Source organism: Pseudomonas sp. A214, assembly GCF_900156295.1.
GTDB lineage: Bacteria > Pseudomonadota > Gammaproteobacteria > Pseudomonadales > Pseudomonadaceae > Aquipseudomonas > Aquipseudomonas rhizophila.
Genome location: NZ_LT707062.1, coordinates 188,249 through 207,429, shown reverse-complemented (window position 1 = coordinate 207,429; position 19,181 = coordinate 188,249). Strand labels below are relative to the sequence as shown.

General features: G+C 59.8%; 17 protein-coding genes and 1 pseudogene. 16 read left to right on the top strand and 2 right to left on the bottom strand.

The genetic code is table 11. The annotated features are described in order from the left end of the window. The first annotated feature begins 1 nt into the window (after nt 1). The 11 genes from waaC to BW979_RS00850 all read left to right on the top strand — a co-directional run bounded on the left by waaC (nt 2) and on the right by BW979_RS00850 (nt 12,078). Nucleotides 2–1,060 carry a lipopolysaccharide heptosyltransferase I gene (gene waaC, locus BW979_RS00900; protein WP_047225909.1) on the top strand — a complete coding sequence of 353 codons (1,059 nt, stop codon included), beginning with the start codon at nt 2–4 and terminating at the stop codon, nt 1,058–1,060. Continuing rightward, the gene (locus BW979_RS00895) at nt 1,060–2,184 is read left to right on the top strand and encodes a glycosyltransferase family 4 protein (protein WP_047225908.1); all 1,125 of its coding nucleotides are present in this window, start codon (nt 1,060–1,062) and stop codon (nt 2,182–2,184) included. The genes waaC and BW979_RS00895 overlap by 1 nt, the downstream gene beginning before the upstream one ends. Continuing rightward, the gene (gene rfaP / locus BW979_RS00890) at nt 2,181–2,987 is read left to right on the top strand and encodes a lipopolysaccharide core heptose(I) kinase RfaP (protein WP_047225907.1); all 807 of its coding nucleotides are present in this window, start codon (nt 2,181–2,183) and stop codon (nt 2,985–2,987) included. The genes BW979_RS00895 and rfaP overlap by 4 nt, the downstream gene beginning before the upstream one ends. Then, nucleotides 2,987–3,721: a lipopolysaccharide kinase InaA family protein gene (locus BW979_RS00885; protein WP_076382932.1), complete on the top strand. Its 735-nt coding sequence runs from the start codon at nt 2,987–2,989 to the stop codon at nt 3,719–3,721. Before rfaP ends, BW979_RS00885 begins: the two co-directional genes overlap by 1 nt. Beyond that, a complete protein-coding gene (locus BW979_RS00880) occupies nt 3,718–4,470 on the top strand; it encodes a lipopolysaccharide kinase InaA family protein (protein WP_076382930.1) in 753 nt (250 codons plus the stop codon). The genes BW979_RS00885 and BW979_RS00880 overlap by 4 nt, the downstream gene beginning before the upstream one ends. Next, nucleotides 4,470–5,909 carry a lipopolysaccharide kinase InaA family protein gene (locus BW979_RS00875; RefSeq protein WP_076382928.1) on the top strand — a complete coding sequence of 480 codons (1,440 nt, stop codon included), beginning with the start codon at nt 4,470–4,472 and terminating at the stop codon, nt 5,907–5,909. The genes BW979_RS00880 and BW979_RS00875 overlap by 1 nt, the downstream gene beginning before the upstream one ends. Before the next feature lie 252 nt (nt 5,910–6,161). Next, a complete protein-coding gene (locus tag BW979_RS00870; RefSeq protein WP_047225903.1) occupies nt 6,162–7,919 on the top strand; it encodes a carbamoyltransferase family protein in 1,758 nt (585 codons plus the stop codon). Further along, the gene (locus BW979_RS00865) at nt 7,903–9,033 is read left to right on the top strand and encodes a glycosyltransferase (RefSeq protein WP_047225902.1); all 1,131 of its coding nucleotides are present in this window, start codon (nt 7,903–7,905) and stop codon (nt 9,031–9,033) included. Before BW979_RS00870 ends, BW979_RS00865 begins: the two co-directional genes overlap by 17 nt. Before the next feature lie 115 nt (nt 9,034–9,148). Then, nucleotides 9,149–10,105, top strand: coding sequence for a glycosyltransferase family protein (locus tag BW979_RS00860; protein ID WP_047225901.1), 957 nt, complete (start codon nt 9,149–9,151; stop codon nt 10,103–10,105). A gap of 56 nt (nt 10,106–10,161) precedes the next feature. Continuing rightward, nucleotides 10,162–10,926: a hypothetical protein gene (locus BW979_RS00855; RefSeq protein WP_076386488.1), complete on the top strand. Its 765-nt coding sequence runs from the start codon at nt 10,162–10,164 to the stop codon at nt 10,924–10,926. A 48-nt stretch (nt 10,927–10,974) separates the two neighbouring features. After that, entirely contained in the window at nt 10,975–12,078 is a 1,104-nt protein-coding gene (locus BW979_RS00850) for a glycosyltransferase (protein ID WP_076382926.1), read from the top strand. Here BW979_RS00850 and BW979_RS00845 read toward each other — a convergent pair. Further along, nucleotides 12,064–12,669, bottom strand: coding sequence for a lipopolysaccharide kinase InaA family protein (locus BW979_RS00845; RefSeq protein WP_047225899.1), 606 nt, complete (start codon nt 12,667–12,669; stop codon nt 12,064–12,066). The genes BW979_RS00850 and BW979_RS00845 overlap by 15 nt on opposite strands. Nucleotides 12,670–12,780: 111 nt before the next feature. Between BW979_RS00845 and BW979_RS00840 the strand changes: the two genes are divergently transcribed. The 5 genes and pseudogenes from BW979_RS00840 (at nt 12,781) to hldE (ending at nt 18,052) form a co-directional block, all read left to right on the top strand. Then, on the top strand, nt 12,781–13,953 hold the full coding sequence (locus BW979_RS00840) for an O-antigen ligase family protein (protein WP_076382924.1): 1,173 nt from the start codon (nt 12,781–12,783) through the stop codon (nt 13,951–13,953). 15 nt (nt 13,954–13,968) lie between these two features. Then, complete coding sequence (gene msbA, locus BW979_RS00835) at nt 13,969–15,774, top strand: lipid A export permease/ATP-binding protein MsbA (protein WP_047225897.1); 1,806 nt, start codon at nt 13,969–13,971, stop codon at nt 15,772–15,774. Between the two features lie 46 nt (nt 15,775–15,820). Continuing rightward, nucleotides 15,821–15,936 (top strand): annotated as a pseudogene (locus BW979_RS27705) (sulfotransferase family 2 domain-containing protein); the annotation flags it as partial. Next, nucleotides 15,929–16,540, top strand: coding sequence for an adenylyl-sulfate kinase (cysC, locus tag BW979_RS00830; protein WP_076382922.1), 612 nt, complete (start codon nt 15,929–15,931; stop codon nt 16,538–16,540). The pseudogene BW979_RS27705 and the gene cysC, both read left to right, overlap by 8 nt. A gap of 90 nt (nt 16,541–16,630) precedes the next feature. Next, a complete protein-coding gene (gene hldE / locus BW979_RS00825; protein ID WP_047225895.1) occupies nt 16,631–18,052 on the top strand; it encodes a bifunctional D-glycero-beta-D-manno-heptose-7-phosphate kinase/D-glycero-beta-D-manno-heptose 1-phosphate adenylyltransferase HldE in 1,422 nt (473 codons plus the stop codon). A gap of 152 nt (nt 18,053–18,204) precedes the next feature. Here hldE and BW979_RS00820 read toward each other — a convergent pair whose 3' ends face one another. Continuing rightward, complete coding sequence (locus BW979_RS00820) at nt 18,205–19,170, bottom strand: hypothetical protein (RefSeq protein ID WP_047225894.1); 966 nt, start codon at nt 19,168–19,170, stop codon at nt 18,205–18,207. Nucleotides 19,171–19,181: the final 11 nt, after the last annotated feature.

Genomic DNA, 19,181 nt, shown 5'->3' with positions numbered 1-19,181 from the left:
CTTGCGGGTATTGCTGATCAAGACCTCTTCGCTGGGGGATGTGGTTCACACCCTGCCAGCGCTGACCGACGCGGCGCGGGCGATTCCCGGCATCAGGTTCGACTGGGTGGTGGAAGAAGGCTTTGCCGAAATTCCTACCTGGCATCCGGCGGTGGATACAGTCATTCCGGTGGCGATTCGTCGCTGGCGCAAGAACCTCTGGCAAACCATCAAAAGCGGCGAGTGGCGACGTTTCAAGCAAAGCGTGCGTGCCAAGAAGTACGATCTGGTGATCGACGCCCAAGGCCTGCTGAAAAGCGCCTGGCTGACCCGCTACGTCAAGGCCCCGGTGGCAGGCCTGGATAAAGAATCGGCCCGCGAACCCCTTGCAGCGCGCTTCTATTCCCGTCGCCTGGGCGTGGCTCGCGGTCAGCATGCGGTAGAGCGCGTGCGCCAGTTGTTTGCTGTGGCACTGGGTTATGACCTGCCCAAAACCATGGGCAGCTACGGCCTGAATGTCGATCGCCTGGTTGAATTGCCGCGCAGTTACCCTTACGTGGTGTTCCTGCACGGCACGACTTGGGAATCCAAGCACTGGCCTGAGCTCTACTGGCGTCAACTTGTTGAGCGCATGGGGCAGTTCGGCGTCGTGGTGAAGCTGCCATGGGGCAGCCCGCTGGAGAAAGCCCGGGCCGAGCGGATTGCCAATGGCCTGCGCAACGCCCTGGTATTGCCAAAGCTGAATCTGGGTGGGATGGGCAAGGTGTTGGCCGGCGCACAGGCCTGTGTGGCCGTGGACACCGGCCTTGGCCATCTGGCCGCGGCCCTGGATGTACCGACCATTTCACTGCTCGGCCCCACCAATCCGGTGCTGACCGGTGCCTATGGCAAGGGGCAGATTCACCTTGCCAGTGATTTCCCTTGCGCGCCCTGCATGCAGAAACAATGCACTTATCCGCCGACCGCCGAAGATGCCCGTCGGTTTGACCTGAAACGCGAGCAGCCTCTGTGCTTCACGCGTCTGAATCCCGAGCGTGTTGCCAGCCACTTGAGCACGTTATTGGCTGAGGAGCCGCGCTGATGCAATTGGCTTTTGTCCTTTATAAATACTTCCCTTTCGGCGGCCTGCAGCGTGACTTCATGCGCATCGCCCTGGAATGCCAGCGGCGTGGTCACCAGATCCGCGTCTACACGCTGATCTGGGAAGGTGACGTCCCGCCGGGCTTCGAAGTGCTGGTGGCGCCGGTCAAGGCGCTGTTCAACCACCGTCGTAATGAGAAACTCAGTGCGTGGATGGAAAATGACCTGGCCAAGCGTCCGGTCGACCGTTTGATCGGCTTCAACAAAATGCCCGGCCTGGACGTGTATTACGCCGCTGACGGCTGCTTTGAAGACAAGGCGCAGAACCTGCGCAATTCGCTGTACCGGCGTTGGGGGCGTTACCGCCACTTTTCCGAGTACGAGCGAGCGGTATTCGCCAAGGATGCCAAGACCGAAATACTGATGATTTCCGAAGTGCAACAGCCTTTGTTCATCAAGCACTACGCTACGCCGCTGGAGCGCTTTCACCTGCTGCCACCGGGCATCGCCCAGGATCGTCGCCGGCCCGCCGACGCCGATGAGGTTCGCGCCGCGTTTCGTGCCGAATTCGATCTGGCCGATGATGACCTGCTGCTGGTGCAGATCGGTTCCGGGTTCAAGACCAAGGGCGTGGATCGCAGCCTCAAGGCCCTGGCCGCGCTACCTTCGCAGCTTAAAAAACGCACCCGCCTGTTTGTAATCGGCCAGGACGACCCCAAAGTATTCCAATTGCAGAGCGCCGCGTTGGGGCTTGGTGACAACGTACGCTTCCTCAAGGGCCGCAGCGACATTCCGCGTTTCCTGCTGGGCGCCGACCTGTTGATCCACCCGGCGTACAACGAGAACACCGGCACCGTACTGCTTGAAGCGCTGGTGGCCGGCTTGCCGGTGCTGGTCAGCGCGGTGTGTGGATACGCCCATTACATCGCCGAGGCCGACAGTGGCCTGGTCTTGGACGAGCCGTTCGAACAGGCGCAGCTCACCGAGTACCTGGGGCGGATGTTGGGTGACGCCGACGCACGCGCGGCCTGGAGCCGCAACGGTCTGGCCTTCGCCGAGACGGCCGACCTCTACAGCATGCCGCAGCACGCGGCCGATGTGATATTGGCGGAGCACGCACAATGAAATTGATGCTGGCCGAACCGTTCAAGAGCCTTTGGGCCGGACGCGATGCGTTCGCCGAAGTCGAGGCGCTCAAGGGCGAGGTCTATCGCGAACTGGAAGCCCGGCGCACCTTGCGCACGGAGGTGGATGGTCGTGGCTTTTTCGTGAAAATCCACCGTGGCATCGGTTGGCGCGAGATCTTCAAGAACCTGCTGACCGCCAAGTTGCCGGTACTGGGTGCGGGACAGGAATGGAAAGCCATCCAGCGCTTGCAGCAAGTCGGTGTGCCAACCATGACCGCCGTCGCCTATGGCGAGAAAGGCAGCAACCCGGCCGACCAGCATTCGTTCATCGTCACCGAAGAACTGGCGCCGACCGTCAGTCTTGAAGATCTCAGCATGGACTGGGTCAAGCAGCCGCCACAGCCGAAGCTCAAGCGAGCCCTGATCGCCGAAGTGGCGCGCATGACCGGCATGATGCATCGGGCCGGGGTCAACCATCGCGACTGCTACATCTGCCACTTTCTGCTGCACACCGATAAGCCCGTGACCGCCACGGATTTCAAACTTTCTGTGATTGACCTGCACCGTGCGCAGATCCGTCCGGCCATCCCCCTTCGTTGGCGCAACAAGGACCTGGCGGCGCTGTATTTCTCTGCACTGGACATCGGTCTGACCCGGCGTGACAAGTTGCGCTTCCTCAAGGGTTATTTCCAGCAGCCGCTACGGCGGATCCTGGCCGAAGAAGCTTCGCTGCTGACCTGGCTCGAAGGCAAAGCCAACCGGCTTTATGCGCGCAAGCTGCGGTACGGGGGCGCGCTCTGATGTCGGGTTGGGTACTGGAGCCTTCCTACGCTGAGCTGGCAGAGGATTTCGGCAGTCTTGATGCAGTGTTCGCCCTAGAGGGCGAGCGTCTGACGCGGGACCCGCTGTCCGAGGTGATTCGGGTACAGCGCAGCGGCGTGAATTACTATGTCAAGCGCTACACCGGGGCCGGCAAGGGGCTGCGGCGATACTTGGGTAAGCCGCGGGTCAAGTCCGAATGGCAGAACCTCAAGCGCTTCGCCAAGTGGGGCATCCCCACTGCCGAAGTCGTGGCCTGGGGGCTGGAGCGACGTGGCGCAGCCTATGACCGTGGCGCGATGATCACGCGCGAGCTGCCGGGCACCGAAGACCTCTCGGCATTGGCAAGGCGTCACGATCCAAGGCTGGCCAATCGTGCCTGGGTCGACGGGGTGAGTCGGCAACTGGCCGGCTATACCCGGACCATGCACGAAAATCGTTTTACCCATAACGATCTGAAATGGCGCAACTTGCTGATCGACGAGCAGTCACGGCTGTTCTTTATCGATTGCCCCAACGGCGATTTCTGGCGCGGTTTCTGGCTCAACTATCGCATCACCAAAGACCTGGCGTGCCTGGACAAGGTCGCCAAGTATCATTTGTCGGCCACTCAGCGCCTGCGTTTTTACCTGCAGTATCGCCAGCGTAACCGGCTCGATGCGTGTGACAAGAAGCGCATCCGTCACGTAGTGAGATTTTTCGAGGGGCGTGAATGACTGATTTTCTGGCGACTGAAGACCAGTCATTGTTGCAACGCCACGGCCTGGATAGCTTCGAAGCCCTTTGGGACCTGCAATTGGATGCGGTGGATGAACCCAACACTGCGGGCGGCGGTTGGAGCAGTGTCTTCCGGCTGGAACTGGAAGGGCGGGGTTATTACCTCAAGCGCCAGAGTAATTACCTCACCAGGACGTGGTCCCACCCCTTCGGCGAGCCCAGCTTTTCCCGGGAGTTTCGCAATATCAGCCGCTACCGCCAACTGGGGATTCCGGCTCTGCAAGCGGTGTTCTATGGTCAGCGCAATGTGGGCGGGGAGGTGCGGGCGATTCTGCTGACGCGTGCCCTGGACGGTTGGGATGACCTGGATTCATTGCTGCAACGCTGGTCCAGCCTGGCGGCGACGCAACGCGCCACCGTCCTGCAGGCTTGCGGGCAGTTGGCGCGACGCCTGCACGGCATGCGCCAGGTCCATGGTTGCTTCTACCCCAAGCACATTTTTCTGCAAGCCACCGCCAGTGGTTATCAGGCGCAGTTGATCGACCTCGAAAAGACCCGGCCGCTATTGTTCGGTCAGCGGGATCGAATCAAGGACCTGGAGCCCTTGCTGCGTCGCGCGCGAGCCTGGAGTGACGACGATGTGCGCCAGATGCTCTGCACCTACCTGGATCAACCGCTCAAGAGTGCACTGGTTGACCGCTGGATGACTCGTCTGACCGCCCGGCGCAGCCATAAGGAGGCTCGTTGATGCATTTATCCGAATTGAAGAACGCCGGCCGCAGTCCCAGCCTGCCTTTGAGCCTGGAGCTGGCGGACGCCGCCGGCCCGGCGCAATTGCAGCTGCTTTCCCTGTTGCGTGTGTTGCCGGGACAGCGCTACGTCGGTGCTGGCGTCTGGCGCGGTCGTCCGGTGTTGGCCAAGTTGCTGGTCGGCAGTAAAGCGGGCAGGCACTTTCACCGCGAACTGCAAGGCGTGCGCCTGCTGGCCGAGCAGGGGCTGACTACGCCGCTGTTGCTGGCCGATGGCCTGAAAGAAGGCGAGGGTGGCTGGCTGCTGTTCGAATTGCTCGAGGGGGCCGAAAGCCTCGGGGACGCCTGGAAACAGGTCGAGGGCCTGCCACTGCTCGCCGACGAACAAACGGCGGTACTGGCCGAGGCGTTGGGAGCGATTGCACAACTGCACAGCAAAGGCCTGTGGCAGGAAGATTTGCACCTGGACAATCTGTTGCGTCACGGCGGCAAACTCTATTTGATCGACGGAGGCGGCATCCGCGCCGAAACCCCGGGCCAGCCATTGTCGCGCAACAAAGTGCTCGAAAACCTGGGGGTATTTTTCGCCCAGTTGCCCAAATCCCTCGAGCCTTTCAACGAAGAGTTGTTGGTGCATTACCTGCTGGGCAACGCCGAGCACGCATTGCCCATGGAGGCGCTGCAAAAACAGATCGACAAGGTGTACGCCTGGCGCCTGAATGACTTTCTGGAAAAAGTCGGGCGTGAGTGCAGTCTGTTCAGCGTGCAGCGTGGTCCGTTCGGTTTGCGAGCGATTCGTCGTGATGAAGAGGCGGTCATGGCGCCGGTACTGGAGCAGGCCGATGCCTTGCTTGACCAAGGCCACTTATACAAGACCGGTGGGTCGGCGAGCGTTGGTAAAGTCGATGTGGACGGGCGCTTTGTGTTGATCAAGCGCTACAACATCAAAAACTTCGCCCACTGGCTCAAGCGCTTCTGGCGTCCGAGCCGCGCCTGGCATGCCTGGCGCGAAGGTCATCGCCTGACGTTCCTCGGTATCGCCACGCCCAAGCCGCTGGCGCTGCTGGAAAAGCGTTTTCTGTGGCTGCGTCGCGGCGCCTACCTGGTGACCGAGCACCTGTCGGGGCCTGACATCATCGAACGCCTGGCCCCTTACGTCGAAAACGGCGCCGCTCCCGAGCCTGAGTTGCTGGCGCTGGACCGGTTGTTCGCCGGCCTGATCCGCGAGCGTATCAGTCACGGCGATTTCAAGGGCCACAACCTGCTCTGGCAGGACGATCGCTGGGCGCTGATCGACCTGGACTCCATGTGCCAGCACCGCAGCCTCTCCAGCTTCACCCCCGCCTATGCCAGGGATCGTGCGCGGTTCATGCGCAACTGGCCGCAAGACAGTGCGTTGTATCAGGTGATTGATCAGCGGTTGCCCAAAAGTTTTTGAAGGGTGCCCCGATAGCTGCTTTGGCACGTCTTCTGTGTAGGAACTGCTGAAGGCTGCGATCTTTGTTTTACCCCTTGAGGTTCAAGGGAAAGATCAAAATCAAAAGATCGCAGCTTCGGCAGCTCCTACGAGGCTTGCCAACGCTTTTAAGCTATAATCCCGCCCTTTAGCTGCCCCGCGCCCCGGCGTGCGGCACATCTTTTTTCGAGGCGTTTGTCGCCTCGCATGCAGACATTAAGAGGCTAGACCCCTGTGGCATTGACGATTCTTGGCCTGTCCGGCGCCCTTAGCCATGATCCCTCCGCAGCGCTGTACATCGACGGCAAGCTGATCGCGGCGGCCGAGGAAGAGCGCTTCGTACGCGATAAACATGCAAAGAACCGCATGCCCTACGAGTCGGCGAAGTTCTGTCTGGAACAGGCCGGCATCAAGCCGTCCGACGTCGACGTGGTGGCGATCCCGTTCGCCCCGATCAGCCTGTTCGGCGAAGCGCGCTGGCATTACGCCAAGCGTTACTGGTACGCCCCGGATCGCGCCCTCGATGCGATCCTGATGGGCAACCGTCGCTACAAGCGCTATCGCCGCAAGATTGTCTGGTGCCTGGAGCAGCTGGGTTTTGATCCGAAAAAGATCAAGATCGAGCCGGTCGAGCACCATCTGGCCCACGCCTCCAGTGCGTACCACTGCTCGGGCTTCCAGGAGAAAACCGCGATCCTGGGCATCGACGGCAAGGGTGAATACGCCACGACCTTCTTCGGCTACGGCGAAAACGGCAAGATCCACAAGATCAAGGAATTCTTCGACCCGGACTCCCTCGGCGGCCTGTATGGCGCGATCACCGAGTTCCTGGGTTTCGAGATGCTCGACGGTGAGTTCAAGGTCATGGGCATGGCGCCTTACGGCGATGCCAGCAAGTACGACTTCTCGCGCCTGGCCTCGTTTGAAAATGGCGAACTGGTGATCAATACCGACTACGCCAACGTGATCGGCCTGCGTCGCTATAAAGAGAAGGGCAAAGGCTTCTACTTCTCGCCGAAGCTGATCGAATGGCTCGGCCCGAAACGTGAAGGCGACATCGCCGACGAGCCGTACATCCACTACGCGGCCAGCATGCAGGCGCTGTTCGAGAAACTTGCGCTGCAGATGATCGACCACTATCTGGGCGACGTGCTCAAGGAAACCGGCAAGCTGGCGTTCGCCGGTGGCTGTGCGTTGAACGTCAAGCTGAACCAGAAAATCATCGCCCGTGACGACGTCAAGGAACTGTTCGTGCAACCGGCTTCCGGCGATGCCGGCACCGCCGTGGGGGCGGCAGCTTATGTGTCCCACGCCCGTGGCGTGCCGGTGGAGAAGATGGAACACGTCTACCTCGGCCCGGCCTACAGCAACGAAGACGTCATCGCCGCCTGCGCCCGCCATCCGAGCAAGCCTGCGTGGCGCAAGATCGACAACACCCCTGAGCGCATCGCCAAGATCATGGTCGACGGCAACCCGGTGGCCTGGTTCCAAGGGCGCATGGAGTTTGGCCCGCGTGCCTTGGGCGGTCGCTCGATCATCGGTTGCCCGAGCGCCAGCGGCGTGGCCGATCGCATCAACGAACAGATCAAGTTCCGCGAGCGCTGGAGGCCTTTCTGCCCGTCGATGCTCGACACGGTCGCACCGCAGATGATCAAGGTCGATCACCCCGCGCCGTTCATGACGTTCACCTTCGAAGTGGCTGAAGAGTGGAAAACCCGCGTGCCGGAAGTCGTCCACGAAGACGGCACATCCCGGGCCCAGGTACTCAAGCGTGAATACAACCCACGCTATTACGACATGATGAAGGCCCTGGAAGTACTGACCGGCAACGGCGTATCCCTGAACACCTCACTCAACCGCCGTGGCGAACCGATGATCTGCTCGCCTACGGACGCTCTGAATATGTTCTTTGGCTCTGACCTGCAATACCTGATCATGGAGGATATTCTGGTGGTCAAAGACGGCGTGGATGCATATGACACGTTCGGCTGAGCGGCATGTATTGCAGTTCTGTCACGGTTACGATGGGCCGTTCCTCGACTGCGCCCGTCAGTATGCCAGTCTGTTCGCAGGCACTGGCTATCGCGTGACGACAGTGTTTCTTACCGGGGCGGCCGATACGGAAGTGGCCGCCCGTTGCGCCTCTGACGAGGTGCTGTTCATGGAGTACAGCTCCAGTGCCATCAGAGGCTTGAAGCTGGGCGCGATCAGCGATTTGAGAAAGATTGCCGCCTCGCGCAATTTCAGTTTTTGCATCGCCCATCGCTTTAAGCCGATCTACATCACCTTGCTCGCTACCGGTCTGCCGGTGATCGGAGTGCACCACGCGTTGGGGGACTATCAGCGGTTGACCAGACGGGTGTTCGTCCAGTTTTTCCGCAAACGCCTGAGCCTGCTTGGTGTCTCCGATGCAGTGCGTGACGACATTCGTCGTCTCTTGCCGAAATGGCCGGCTAGCCGGATCCAGACCCTCTACAACCGTATCGACCTGGAAGCCGTACAGGCTGGCCTGGTGTCCCGGGACGAAGCGCGGCATAGCCTGGGGTTGGATGCCCAGGCCTGGATTGTCGGCAATGTTGGCCGTCTGCACCCGGACAAGGACCAGGCCACGCTGTTGCGAGGTTTTGCCCTGGCGCTGGAGTATTTGCCCGCCAATAGCCAGTTGGTGATTCTCGGCAAGGGCCGTCTGGAACAAGACCTTAAGGAACTGGCGCTGGAACTGGGCATTGCCGACCGTGTGCTGTTCCTCGGTCAGGTGCCTGAAGCGCGTCGCTATTTTCGCGCCTTTGATGTATTCGCTCTGAGTTCTGACCATGAGCCGTTCGGCATGGTGCTGCTCGAAGCCATGGCCGCCGGTGTGCCGCTACTGGCCACCGCCTGCGGTGGAGCAAAGGAAGTGGTGGAGGGTGTCGGCATTTTATTTCCGCTAGGCGATGCCGAGCATATGGCGCAGGGACTGCAACACTTGGCGGCCATGGACGAGTTGCAGCGTCGCAGGTGTGCAGAGCTGATGCTTGATCGCTTGCGTGAACGCTTTTCCGATCGGGCTGCTCGTGAGGCTTTCTGGCGTTTGCCTATGGTCGCCGAACTGGCGTCAAGGGCCTGATCCAATAAGATCCGCAGTTGGCGTCGGCGTAGCAGCCTCGCATGATGAGGCGGGGAAGTCCGCCCGGCGCGATACCGGGTTATTTATCAAGTCGTTCGGTGCCGCAAGGAAGACGATGAAAGTTTTATTTTTGGTCCAGAAAGAGCAGCGGGCCATCCTGGACCGCCTCTATGAAGGCGTGGCAGCCCATTGCGAGTGTGACCTGCGCTGGCTCGACAGCAATGAGCAGCGTAACTTGCGAGGGTATTTCCGGCGTCACGTGGACGTATCGCGTTACGATCGGATCGTATTTTTCCTGCGCTTCAAGCAGGAGATCCGCCAGGCGGCATTCATTCGCACGATCCCGAATCTGGTGATCCTGGAACACGACGCCTATCAGAACTACATTGCGTGCAAATACACGGGCAAGTTCAGTGCCCATTATCGTCGTCTGCCATGGGTGCGGGTCATCAGCTCCGGTTTCATGGTTGCTCAACGTCTTCGCACCGAAGGTTTCGATGCGGTGTTCGTACCCAAAGGCTACGATCAATCGTTATTGCAAAATCAGAATCGCGAGCGGGATATCGAACTGGCCTTTGTAGGAAGCACCAACAGCGCCGCCTACAGTGGGCGCAAGATACTGCTGGATGAGTTGGCACGCGTTGAGCCGCTGGTGGTAACCCGCACCAAGTCCGGGGAAGAGTATTGCGAGACCCTGAACCGCATTCGTTTTTTTGTCAGCGCCGATGTGGGTATGGGCGAGTTCATGATCAAGAATTTCGAAGCCATGGCCTGTGGTTGTGTGCTGCTGGCTTTCGATCAGGGGGTCGATGAAGCGCGTGCGCTGGGGTTGCAGGACATGCATAACGTGGTGTTGTATTGCGACGTTGCGCAGCTTCAGGAAAAGCTTTACCGACTGCGAGCTGACCCCGAACTGGCCCATCGTATTGCGCGCAACGGCCACGAGCTGGCGCTGGAACAGTTCAGTTTCGCACGCATCGGGCAAAAAATCGTTGAGGCACTGGAGCCGCCCTTGCGGCCTCGTGCACCGTTGAGTCTGCTGGAAAAATTGCGCCTGAAACTGGGCGTTTGACGGGAACCGTTCAGCCATCTGGCGTTCGGATGGCGTTTGACTAAATGGTATTTCAGGTGCAGTTTTCCGACGAAAGTGACATTACCCTGGTGGTGACCAGTTGCGGTCGGCTCGATCTGCTCAAGCGAACCCTTGAGAGCTTCGACCATTTCAACACCGCGCCGATTCGTGAAGTCTTCATTACCGAAGATGCCGGCGACGAGGGCGTAAATGCAGTTATCCCAGCGCATTGGAGGGATCGCTGTACCGTATTAGTCAATCGACCGAAGCTGGGGCAATTGGCGTCTATTGACCTGGCGTACGGGCATGTGAAGACCCCTTACATTTTTCACTGTGAAGACGACTGGGAGTTCTATCGCCCGGCCTTTGTAGAAGACTCGCGCAAGATTCTCGAATTACGTCCAGAGATCCTACAGGTCTGGCTGCGCAACTATGTTTACGACCTGTGTGTACACAGCCCTTACATTCGCCTGGGCGAGCGTGAGATCGTCGGCGGCGTGCCGTGTTATCCGCTTATATCCGACAAGCCCGAGTGGCAGAGTTTTTCCCTCAATCCCGGCCTGCGACGCCTGAAGGAGTATCAGCTGTGTGCCCCGTTTGCGGGCTATGGCGGCGAGAAGGCACTGTCGCTTCGCTATGCGCAACTGAACTTGACGGCGGTCACGCTGGAAGGGGATGCTGTTTTGCATACCGGATTCGGCGTCCATGTCGAAGTCCCTGTCGAGCGTCAGCGCAAAGCGCGTCGCAGACGCAGAGAGCAAATCAAGCTCTTTCTGGTTCTTTTGCTCGGAGTCTGCGTTGGCTGGATTATCAATTATTAGATGTCTCGAAGCACGAATCCTGGTCGGCGATAAAAGGTTTGCTGCTTGATGAGCATTATCAATGTTATGTGGGCAGGCGGTTTGCCGTTTGCTTCGGTACACAAGGTCCATCATCAGATCCTTTCGCGAATCGAGCCTGGGATGCCCGTAAAAACCTGGCTTTTGCAGGGGGCGGCTTCTGACTGTCAGGTCGATGTCGGGCCCGCGCATGAGTGGAATCTGACGTCAGCCCGACTCAAGGGGCGGCACATCTGGCGTCTGTTCAGACCCTGGATGCGAAGCCGTTTTCGGGAGGCTTTGCTCGACAGTGATGCCCGCGTGGTATTGCTCGATGGCCTGGGCGTGGCCCGGACTCTCTTGCCTGTGCTCAAGGACATGCCTCAGATCCGCGTGGTGGTGATCTTCCATGGCGCGACACGCCTGCACATTACAAGCCGTGAGTTGCTGCGCGGGTTTCCCGCTTCGCGCCTGAGTCTGGCGGCAGTCTCCGAGACCTTGGCTACGTCGCTGCAGGACGAACTCGGCCTGCCGGTCGTTGCATTACGCAGCGCGTTCGATCCGGTTGCCTTTCAGGCTTCACTCAAGCCCCGTGAGGAGGCTCGCGCTCGTTTGGGTTTGTCCTCTGCAGATCGGCGTGTATTTGGTGCCGTCGGCCGGCTGGTGGGTAAAAAGGGATTTGCCAGCTTGTTGGACGCGTTCGCGCGAGCGGCGTCGGGCCATGGCGATTGGCGCTTGGTCATTGTAGGTGAAGGGCCGAGACGCGATGCGCTCCAGGCTCGGATCGCCCAGCCGGATCTTGTTGGCAAGGTCTTGTTGACTGGGCATCTGGAGGATGTCGCGACGCTTTATAAGGCATTCGACTGGGTGTTGATTCCGTCACTCGACGAAGGGCTTGGTCTGATCCTTCAGGAAGCAATACTGGCAGGCATCCCGGTACTGGCCAGCGAAATCGCTGTATTCCGTGAGCAACTGGGGGATACCGGCTGGTACGCACCGGTCAATGACGAAGTGGCATGGAGTGAGGTGATTACGCTGGCCTCACAGGCTCCAGCCGACGCCGTGGCGCAGGCCCAGTACCAGGCGCTGGCCCCTGAGCAGGCTTGGCTGAGTTTCAGCCAGACTGCTCGGGAGTTGATCTCAGGCAGACAGTAAGGCGCTTTCCAGTGCCTGCATGGGAAAGCTCTCGTTCAGGTTCTCCCTGGCAATATAACGAGCGAAATGTTGCAGGTTGCGACGCACAAGGCGGCGTGGCAGTGGGGAGCGCAGGAAGCGCATGTCGGCCACATCGATCAGTCCCAGCTTGTTCTCAGGAGTGACGACGATGTTACCCAGGTGCAATGAGCGAAAATAAATGCCACGAGCGTGAAGGCTGCGAATCAGCTCGACCAGTGTCGGAAGGGTCTGCTGCCAACTGAAGTTTTCCTGATTCGATAGTTGACGCAGGGTTTTTCCTGGCAGAGGTCGATACAGCACGGCGGTCATGCCGGGCTTTTGCAATTTGTAGAAGGCCAGCACTTCGAGCGTAGGCACGCCGAGTTCCTGCAATCGGGTCGCGTTGTTGATGAACCGCGCTGAATAAGGCCGTAAAAGGGCCGAAGAAAAAAACCGCTTGAGGCGAAACAATTTGAGGATATTCCCATCCTGCAACAGATAGACTTTCGGGCCGTGGCCGTCGGCCTCCAGAATACTGGCGCCTTCAATCAATTGATTCAAAGCGGCTTGGGGAAGCCGTGAGGATTGCATCGTAGGAAAGCCTTGTTGAAAAAAGAACCGGTGCCGTAGCGGGCCATGATGCCCAAAAGTTTGTGTTTTAACCATGCCGGTTTTGGCTGGTAGACCGTTTAGGAGCGATAGATGTACGCGACGCGTTGGGCACAGGCGTGGATGGCCTTTGGCTTGTTATGGTTTTTGATGGCGATAGCCCTGGCACCGACCAACAAGGTCTATCAGCAAGGTTTGATCGCGTTTCTCTGGTTGCCGGTGATTATCTTCGCTTGGTCAGCGCGCCATCGGCTGTTGGAGGTGTGGCGTGCCCAGCGGTTGATTTACCTGGCGCTTCTGGCGTTGGCGGCCTGGGCGCTGATTACACTGTTATGGTCCGAGGTGCCGGAGCCAGGCCGCGAAGCCAAGCGACTGCTCTATATCCTGGCGTTCCTGTTGTTTTTCCCAATCCTTGCCAATCGTCAGCCCGAGCGAGTGATTCGTATCATGCAGTGGGGAGGGCTGGGGCTTGCGCTCGTCGCGCTGGTGTCGATTGTCGACTTCTACGGCATTGAAGGGCGCAACTGGGTGGCGCGCCTGGAGGGGTTGGGCAAGCTTTCCCATCCGATCCTGGGCACCTACGTGATTGGGCTGGCGGCGGTCTGGATGCTGCACTGGGTGCCGCGCCATATCGGGTTGCAGGTACTTTGGGCGTTGGCGTTGGCTGTGCTGGGTGTCTTTGTCGTGATGTCCCAGAGTCGCGGCGCGGCCCTGGCCTTGTTGCTAAGTGTGCTGGCAATGCCTCTTTACTGCACCGACCAGCGTACACGGGTCATCGCCGCCATGACTGTGGTGCTGGCCATGCTGACCTTCTGGTTGCTTGAGCCGCTGGTGATGGCCAGAGGTGCGTCCTATCGGCCCGAGATTTTAATGTCGAGCCTGCATATGATCGCCGAACGGCCGTGGGGTGGCTTGGGGTTGGCGGGTGACTACAGGGTCGCGACTCCAGGTCACTCTTTTGATCACGCGCATAACCTGTTCAGCCACGTTGCCATTCAGCTCGGGCTACCTGGGCTGCTGCTTTGGTGCACGGTCTGGTTCGCTGTGCTGCGTGAAGCCTGGCGTGCCCGGGACACCCTGCTGGGCCGAGGCGTGCTGGGCATGTGGGTATTTTCATTCCTGGCGATGCAGTTCGACGCCGCGAGCCTGACAGGAACCCCTCGCGCGGAATGGTTCATCAGTTGGCTGCCGATCGGCTTGGCCGGGGTTTTGGTCTGGGCACGGGCCAAGCCGGGCGCCTGTGATAAAGTTCCGTGTTCTTCTTAATCAGTGAGCTCGACAATGAGTGACGCACCGCCCAAAACGGAACAGGATTCCAGCCTGAAGATCTATTTTCGTTTGCTGGGATACGTCAAACCCTACGCTGGCATTTTCCTGCTGAGTATCCTGGGCTTCGTGATATTTGCGTCCACCCAACCCATGTTGGCGGGGATTCTCAAATATTTTGTCGATGGTCTGAGCAATCCCAATGCGGTGCTCTTTCCCACCGTTCCGTATCTCAAGGACTTGAAACTGCTGATGGCGGTGCCGCTGCTGATCATTCTGATCGCTGCCTGGCAGGGCCTGGGGTCGTTCCTGGGAAACTATTACCTGGCCAGGGTATCCCTGGGACTGGTGCACGACCTGCGGGTCGAACTGTTCAACAAGCTGTTGGTGCTGCCCAACCGCTACTTCGATACGCACAACTCCGGGCATCTGATTTCCCGAATCACGTTTAACGTCACCATGGTTACCGGCGCCGCCACCGATGCTATCAAGGTGGTGATTCGTGAAGGTCTCACAGTGGTCTTCCTCTTCGCTTACCTCGTCTGGATGAACTGGAAGCTGACGCTGGTGATGTTGGCGATCCTGCCTTTGATTGCATTAATGGTGAGCAGCGCCAGTAAAAAATTCCGCAAGCAAAGTAAAAAAATCCAGGTGGCCATGGGCGACGTTACTCATGTCGCGTCCGAAACCATCCAGGGGTACCGCGTAGTGCGCAGTTTTGGTGGCGAGGGCTACGAAAAGCAGCGCTTTGCCAATGCCAGCCAGGGTAATACCGATAAACAACTGCGCATGACTCGCACCGGCGCTGTCTATACACCCATGCTGCAACTGGTGATTTACACCGCCATGGCGGCTCTGATGTTCCTGGTGCTTTTTCTGCGTGGCGATGCGACGGCCGGCGATCTGGTGGCCTACATTACCGCGGCGGGCTTGTTGCCCAAGCCGATTCGCCAGCTTTCGGAAGTCAGCTCCACCATCCAGAAAGGCGTGGCCGGTGCTGAAAGCATTTTTGAACAACTGGACGTCGAGCCGGAAGTCGACAGGGGAACGGTCGAGAAGGAGCGCGTCAGCGGCCGTCTCGAGGTTCGCAATCTGAGTTTCACCTACCCTGGCGCTGATCGGGAGGTGCTCAAGGACATCAGTTTCACGGCGGCACCTGGGCAGATGATTGCACTGGTGGGGCGTTCAGGTAGCGGTAAGTCGACCCTGGCGAGCCTCATCCCGCGCTTCTATCACCATGACGTCGGGCAGATTTTTCTCGACGAGGTGGAAATAGAAGACTATCGCCTGCGCAACCTGCGTCGACATGTCGCCCAGGTCACCCAGCACGTCACACTGTTCAACGATACGGTGGCCAACAATATCGCCTACGGGGATTTGGCCGGCGCGCCACGGGCCGATATTGAGAAGGCGGCTGAAGACGCCTACGCCATGGACTTTATTGCGCAGCTGCCCAAGGGGCTGGACACCGAGGTGGGTGAAAACGGCGTGCTGTTGTCCGGCGGGCAGCGTCAGCGTCTGGCCATTGCCAGGGCCCTATTGAAGAACGCACCGTTGCTGATTCTCGATGAAGCCACGTCGGCCCTGGATACCGAGTCCGAACGGCATATCCAGGCCGCGCTGGATCAGGTCATGAAAGGCCGCACTACGCTGGTCATTGCGCATCGTTTGTCGACCATCGAAAAGGCCGATCTGATCCTGGTGATGGATCAGGGCCGGATTGTCGAGCGTGGTGTTCACAGCGAGCTATTGGCGCAGAATGGCTACTATGCTCGTCTCCACGCCATGGGATTGGACGCTCCCACTCAGGACATCGCCTGAGTACGGGTCAAGCCTGTGGGGGGCTGTGCTCCTGCAGGCATTTGTACTAAACCGTACCCAGCACCGCGTGGGGTTGCCGGTTCGGGAAATCTGCTTGCGCGTACCCGCCGGTTGGTACGGCGAGTGTACCCACGTGACTACGAGATGCTCGGCTATGAGTGACGCGCCAAAGGTGTTGATGCCAAAGTCAGAGATTGGCCCTTGCGCACTGGCTGTTGCGCCAAAGGACCGGGCCGCGATCAAGTCCCAGAGGCCGCGTTGTATCTGGCTGACTGGGCTATCAGGTGCGGGCAAGTCTGCGCTGGGCAATGCTTTGGAGGTGCAGCTCAACCAGCAAGGCTTGCACACCTGCCTGCTCGACGGCGACAACCTGCGCCGGGGGTTGTGCCGTGACCTGGGGATGGACGCCGAGGCGCGCAAGGAAAATATCCGGCGGATTGGCGAAGTGGCGCGCTTGATGGTCGATGCCGGCCTGATCGTGATAGTGGCAGCAATCTCCCCGTTTCGCGCTGATCGGGAGACGGCGCGAAAATTGTTCCCTCAGGGCGTCTTTCTGGAGGTTTATGTAAGCACGCCTTTTGAAGTTTGCGCCCAGCGTGATCCCAAGGGGTTGTATCGGGAAGCGCGCGCCGGGCGGATCAAGAATTTCACCGGGCTCGACAGCCCCTACGAGGCGCCGCTGTCGCCCGACTGTGAGATCGATACCAGCGAGGTGGAACTGGCCCAAGCCGTTGGCCGACTTTCGGCACTGCTGCAAAAGGAATGAAAAAAGCGCAGGTCAGGAGGGCCATGGACGAGCCTTCGCCAACCCTGTGCTAATATCGCGGCCCTGTTCATTTTGTATGTGGGATGCTCCATGAAGTTGTCCATGCCGCGATTCGATCAAGCCCCTGTATTGGTGGTCGGCGATGTCATGCTCGACCGCTATTGGCATGGCGGTACCTCACGGATTTCCCCTGAGGCGCCGGTTCCGGTGGTCAAGGTCGAACACATCGAGGACCGTCCCGGTGGTGCCGCCAACGTTGCCTTGAACATCGCCGCCCTTGGTGCACCGGCCTCTCTGGTGGGGGTGACCGGTGACGACGAAGCCGCCGACAGCCTGACCAATAGCCTCAATGGCGCCGGCGTGCGGGCGATATTCCAGCGGGTTGCGCACCAGCCGACCATCGTCAAGCTGCGGGTCATGAGCCGTCACCAGCAACTGTTGCGGATCGATTTCGAAGAACCGTTCGCCACCGATCCCCTGGCCCTCGGGGCGGAGGTCGATAACCTGCTCGAAGGCGTCAAGGTGCTGGTGTTGTCGGACTACGGCAAAGGTGCGTTGAAAAACCATCAGGCGCTGATCCAGGCCGCTCGTGCCCGTGGCATTCCGGTACTGGCTGACCCCAAGGGCAAGGATTTCTCGATCTACCGCGGCGCGAGCGTGATCACGCCGAATCTCAGCGAATTCGAAACCATCGTCGGCGGTTGCGCCGATGAGCACGAACTGGTGAGCAAAGGCGCTCAGCTGATGCAAGACCTCGACCTCGGCGCTTTGCTGGTGACCCGTGGCGAACATGGCATGACCCTGCTGCGTCCCGATCATCCGGCGTTGCACCTGCCGGCGCGTGCCCGTGAAGTGTTCGACGTGACTGGTGCCGGCGATACCGTGATTTCCACCCTGGCCGCGGCCATCGCCGCCGGCGAGGAACTGCCCCATGCGGTGGCCCTGGCGAACCTGGCGGCGGGCATTGTCGTCGGCAAGCTCGGTACTGCCGCCATCAGCGCCCCGGAGCTACGCCGCGCGATCCAGCGCGAAGAAGGCTCCGAGCGGGGCGTGCTGGGCCTGGAGCAATTGCTGCTGGCCGTCGACGACGCCCGTGCCCACAACGAGACAATCGTTTTCACCAACGGCTGCTTCGACATCCTGCATGCTGGCCACGTGACCTATCTCGAGCAAGCCAGGGCCCAGGGCGATCGCCTGATCGTCGCGGTCAACGACGATGCATCCGTGAGTCGTCTCAAAGGGCCGGGGCGGCCGATCAACAGCGTCGACCGGCGCATGGCGGTCCTGGCTGGTCTTGGCGCGGTGGATTGGGTGATCAGCTTCAGCGAAGGCACGCCGGAAAACCTGCTGCGCGAGGTCAAGCCGGATGTGCTGGTCAAGGGCGGTGACTACGGGATCGATCAGGTCGTGGGAGCGGACATTGTCGCGGCCTACGGCGGCACTGTGAAGGTGTTGGGGCTGGTGGAAAACAGCTCGACGACGGCGATTGTGGAAAAGATCCGCAATCACTGAGCCTTTGCTGGTGACAATGTGTCAGGCAATGCGCCAACCTGTGGGAGCGAGCCTGCTCGCGATAGCGATGTGTCAGCCAAATCGAGGCTGACGGGTCCAACGCCATCGCGAGCAGGCTCGCTCCCACAGGGCCCATCACCAACTCGATGACGTTAACGAGCCACCTTGCGCGGCACGATCTTCTTGAGCAATTGCCGGGCCTTGCCCCTCAGCCGGGTCAGCCCCGACTCCTTGCCCGGTGGCGTCAGCCCTTGCTGGTGCAGCCAATCCTTCCAGCGAATCCGCTCGTCTCGTACCAGCCAGCCGTCCTGCCTGGCAAAACTCTCCGCCAGGTACAGCCCGCGGGTGCTGGCCGGGTACAGTTGATCCTTCTTCAAGGTGTACAGCTCGGGCAAGGGTTGGCCGTCCTGTAGCGGCATCAGGTAAAGATCAGGTCGCTTGCGGTCCAGGCGCGCCACCAGTTGGTCTCCCTCCAGGCGCTCATCCACATGAAACAGGCTCAGGGACTTGGCTTCCTTGGGCACATCCAGGCGCAAATCGTAAATCAGTTGCAGCGAGGCCGTCGGCAGGTGTACGTAGGCGCGTGGTCGCTCGATCAGTTGCAGGTTGGCGCTGCGCACTGGGCGGGCCGAACCGGACAGCGGCGTCAGGCGAAACGGCAAGGCTTCACGATAATGCAGGGCGGTGGCGTAGGGCGCGGGCAACCAGGTGTCATTGAAGCGTCCACCAAGCCAGCCCTCGGGGGTTTCCAGAAGGCATTCTTCGGCAATTTCACTGATGGCGGTGAGCAGCGGCAGGTTAAGCTCATGGGCCGGGACATAACCGGAAATCAACTTGAGCACCACGTCGCCGCGGTCCTGTCGACGCTGGCGCACCAGCACCCAATAGTCGCGGTTCTGCCAGTGCAGGGTCAGGCGCACCGAGACACCAAGGTTTGCCAGTTCCAGGGAAAAACGCTCGGGGTCGTCCACCGTCACCGGACGGCGCCGCTGCAAGGTCTGGGAAAAATTCAATGGCATCCCGACGCTCTGGTAAGTCAGGCCTTCGGGTGTCGCTTCGACGAACAGGGGCAGGGTCTTGAAGTTGCTGGGGTTTTTTCTGATGAGCGTGCGCGGCATGTCGGCTCCTT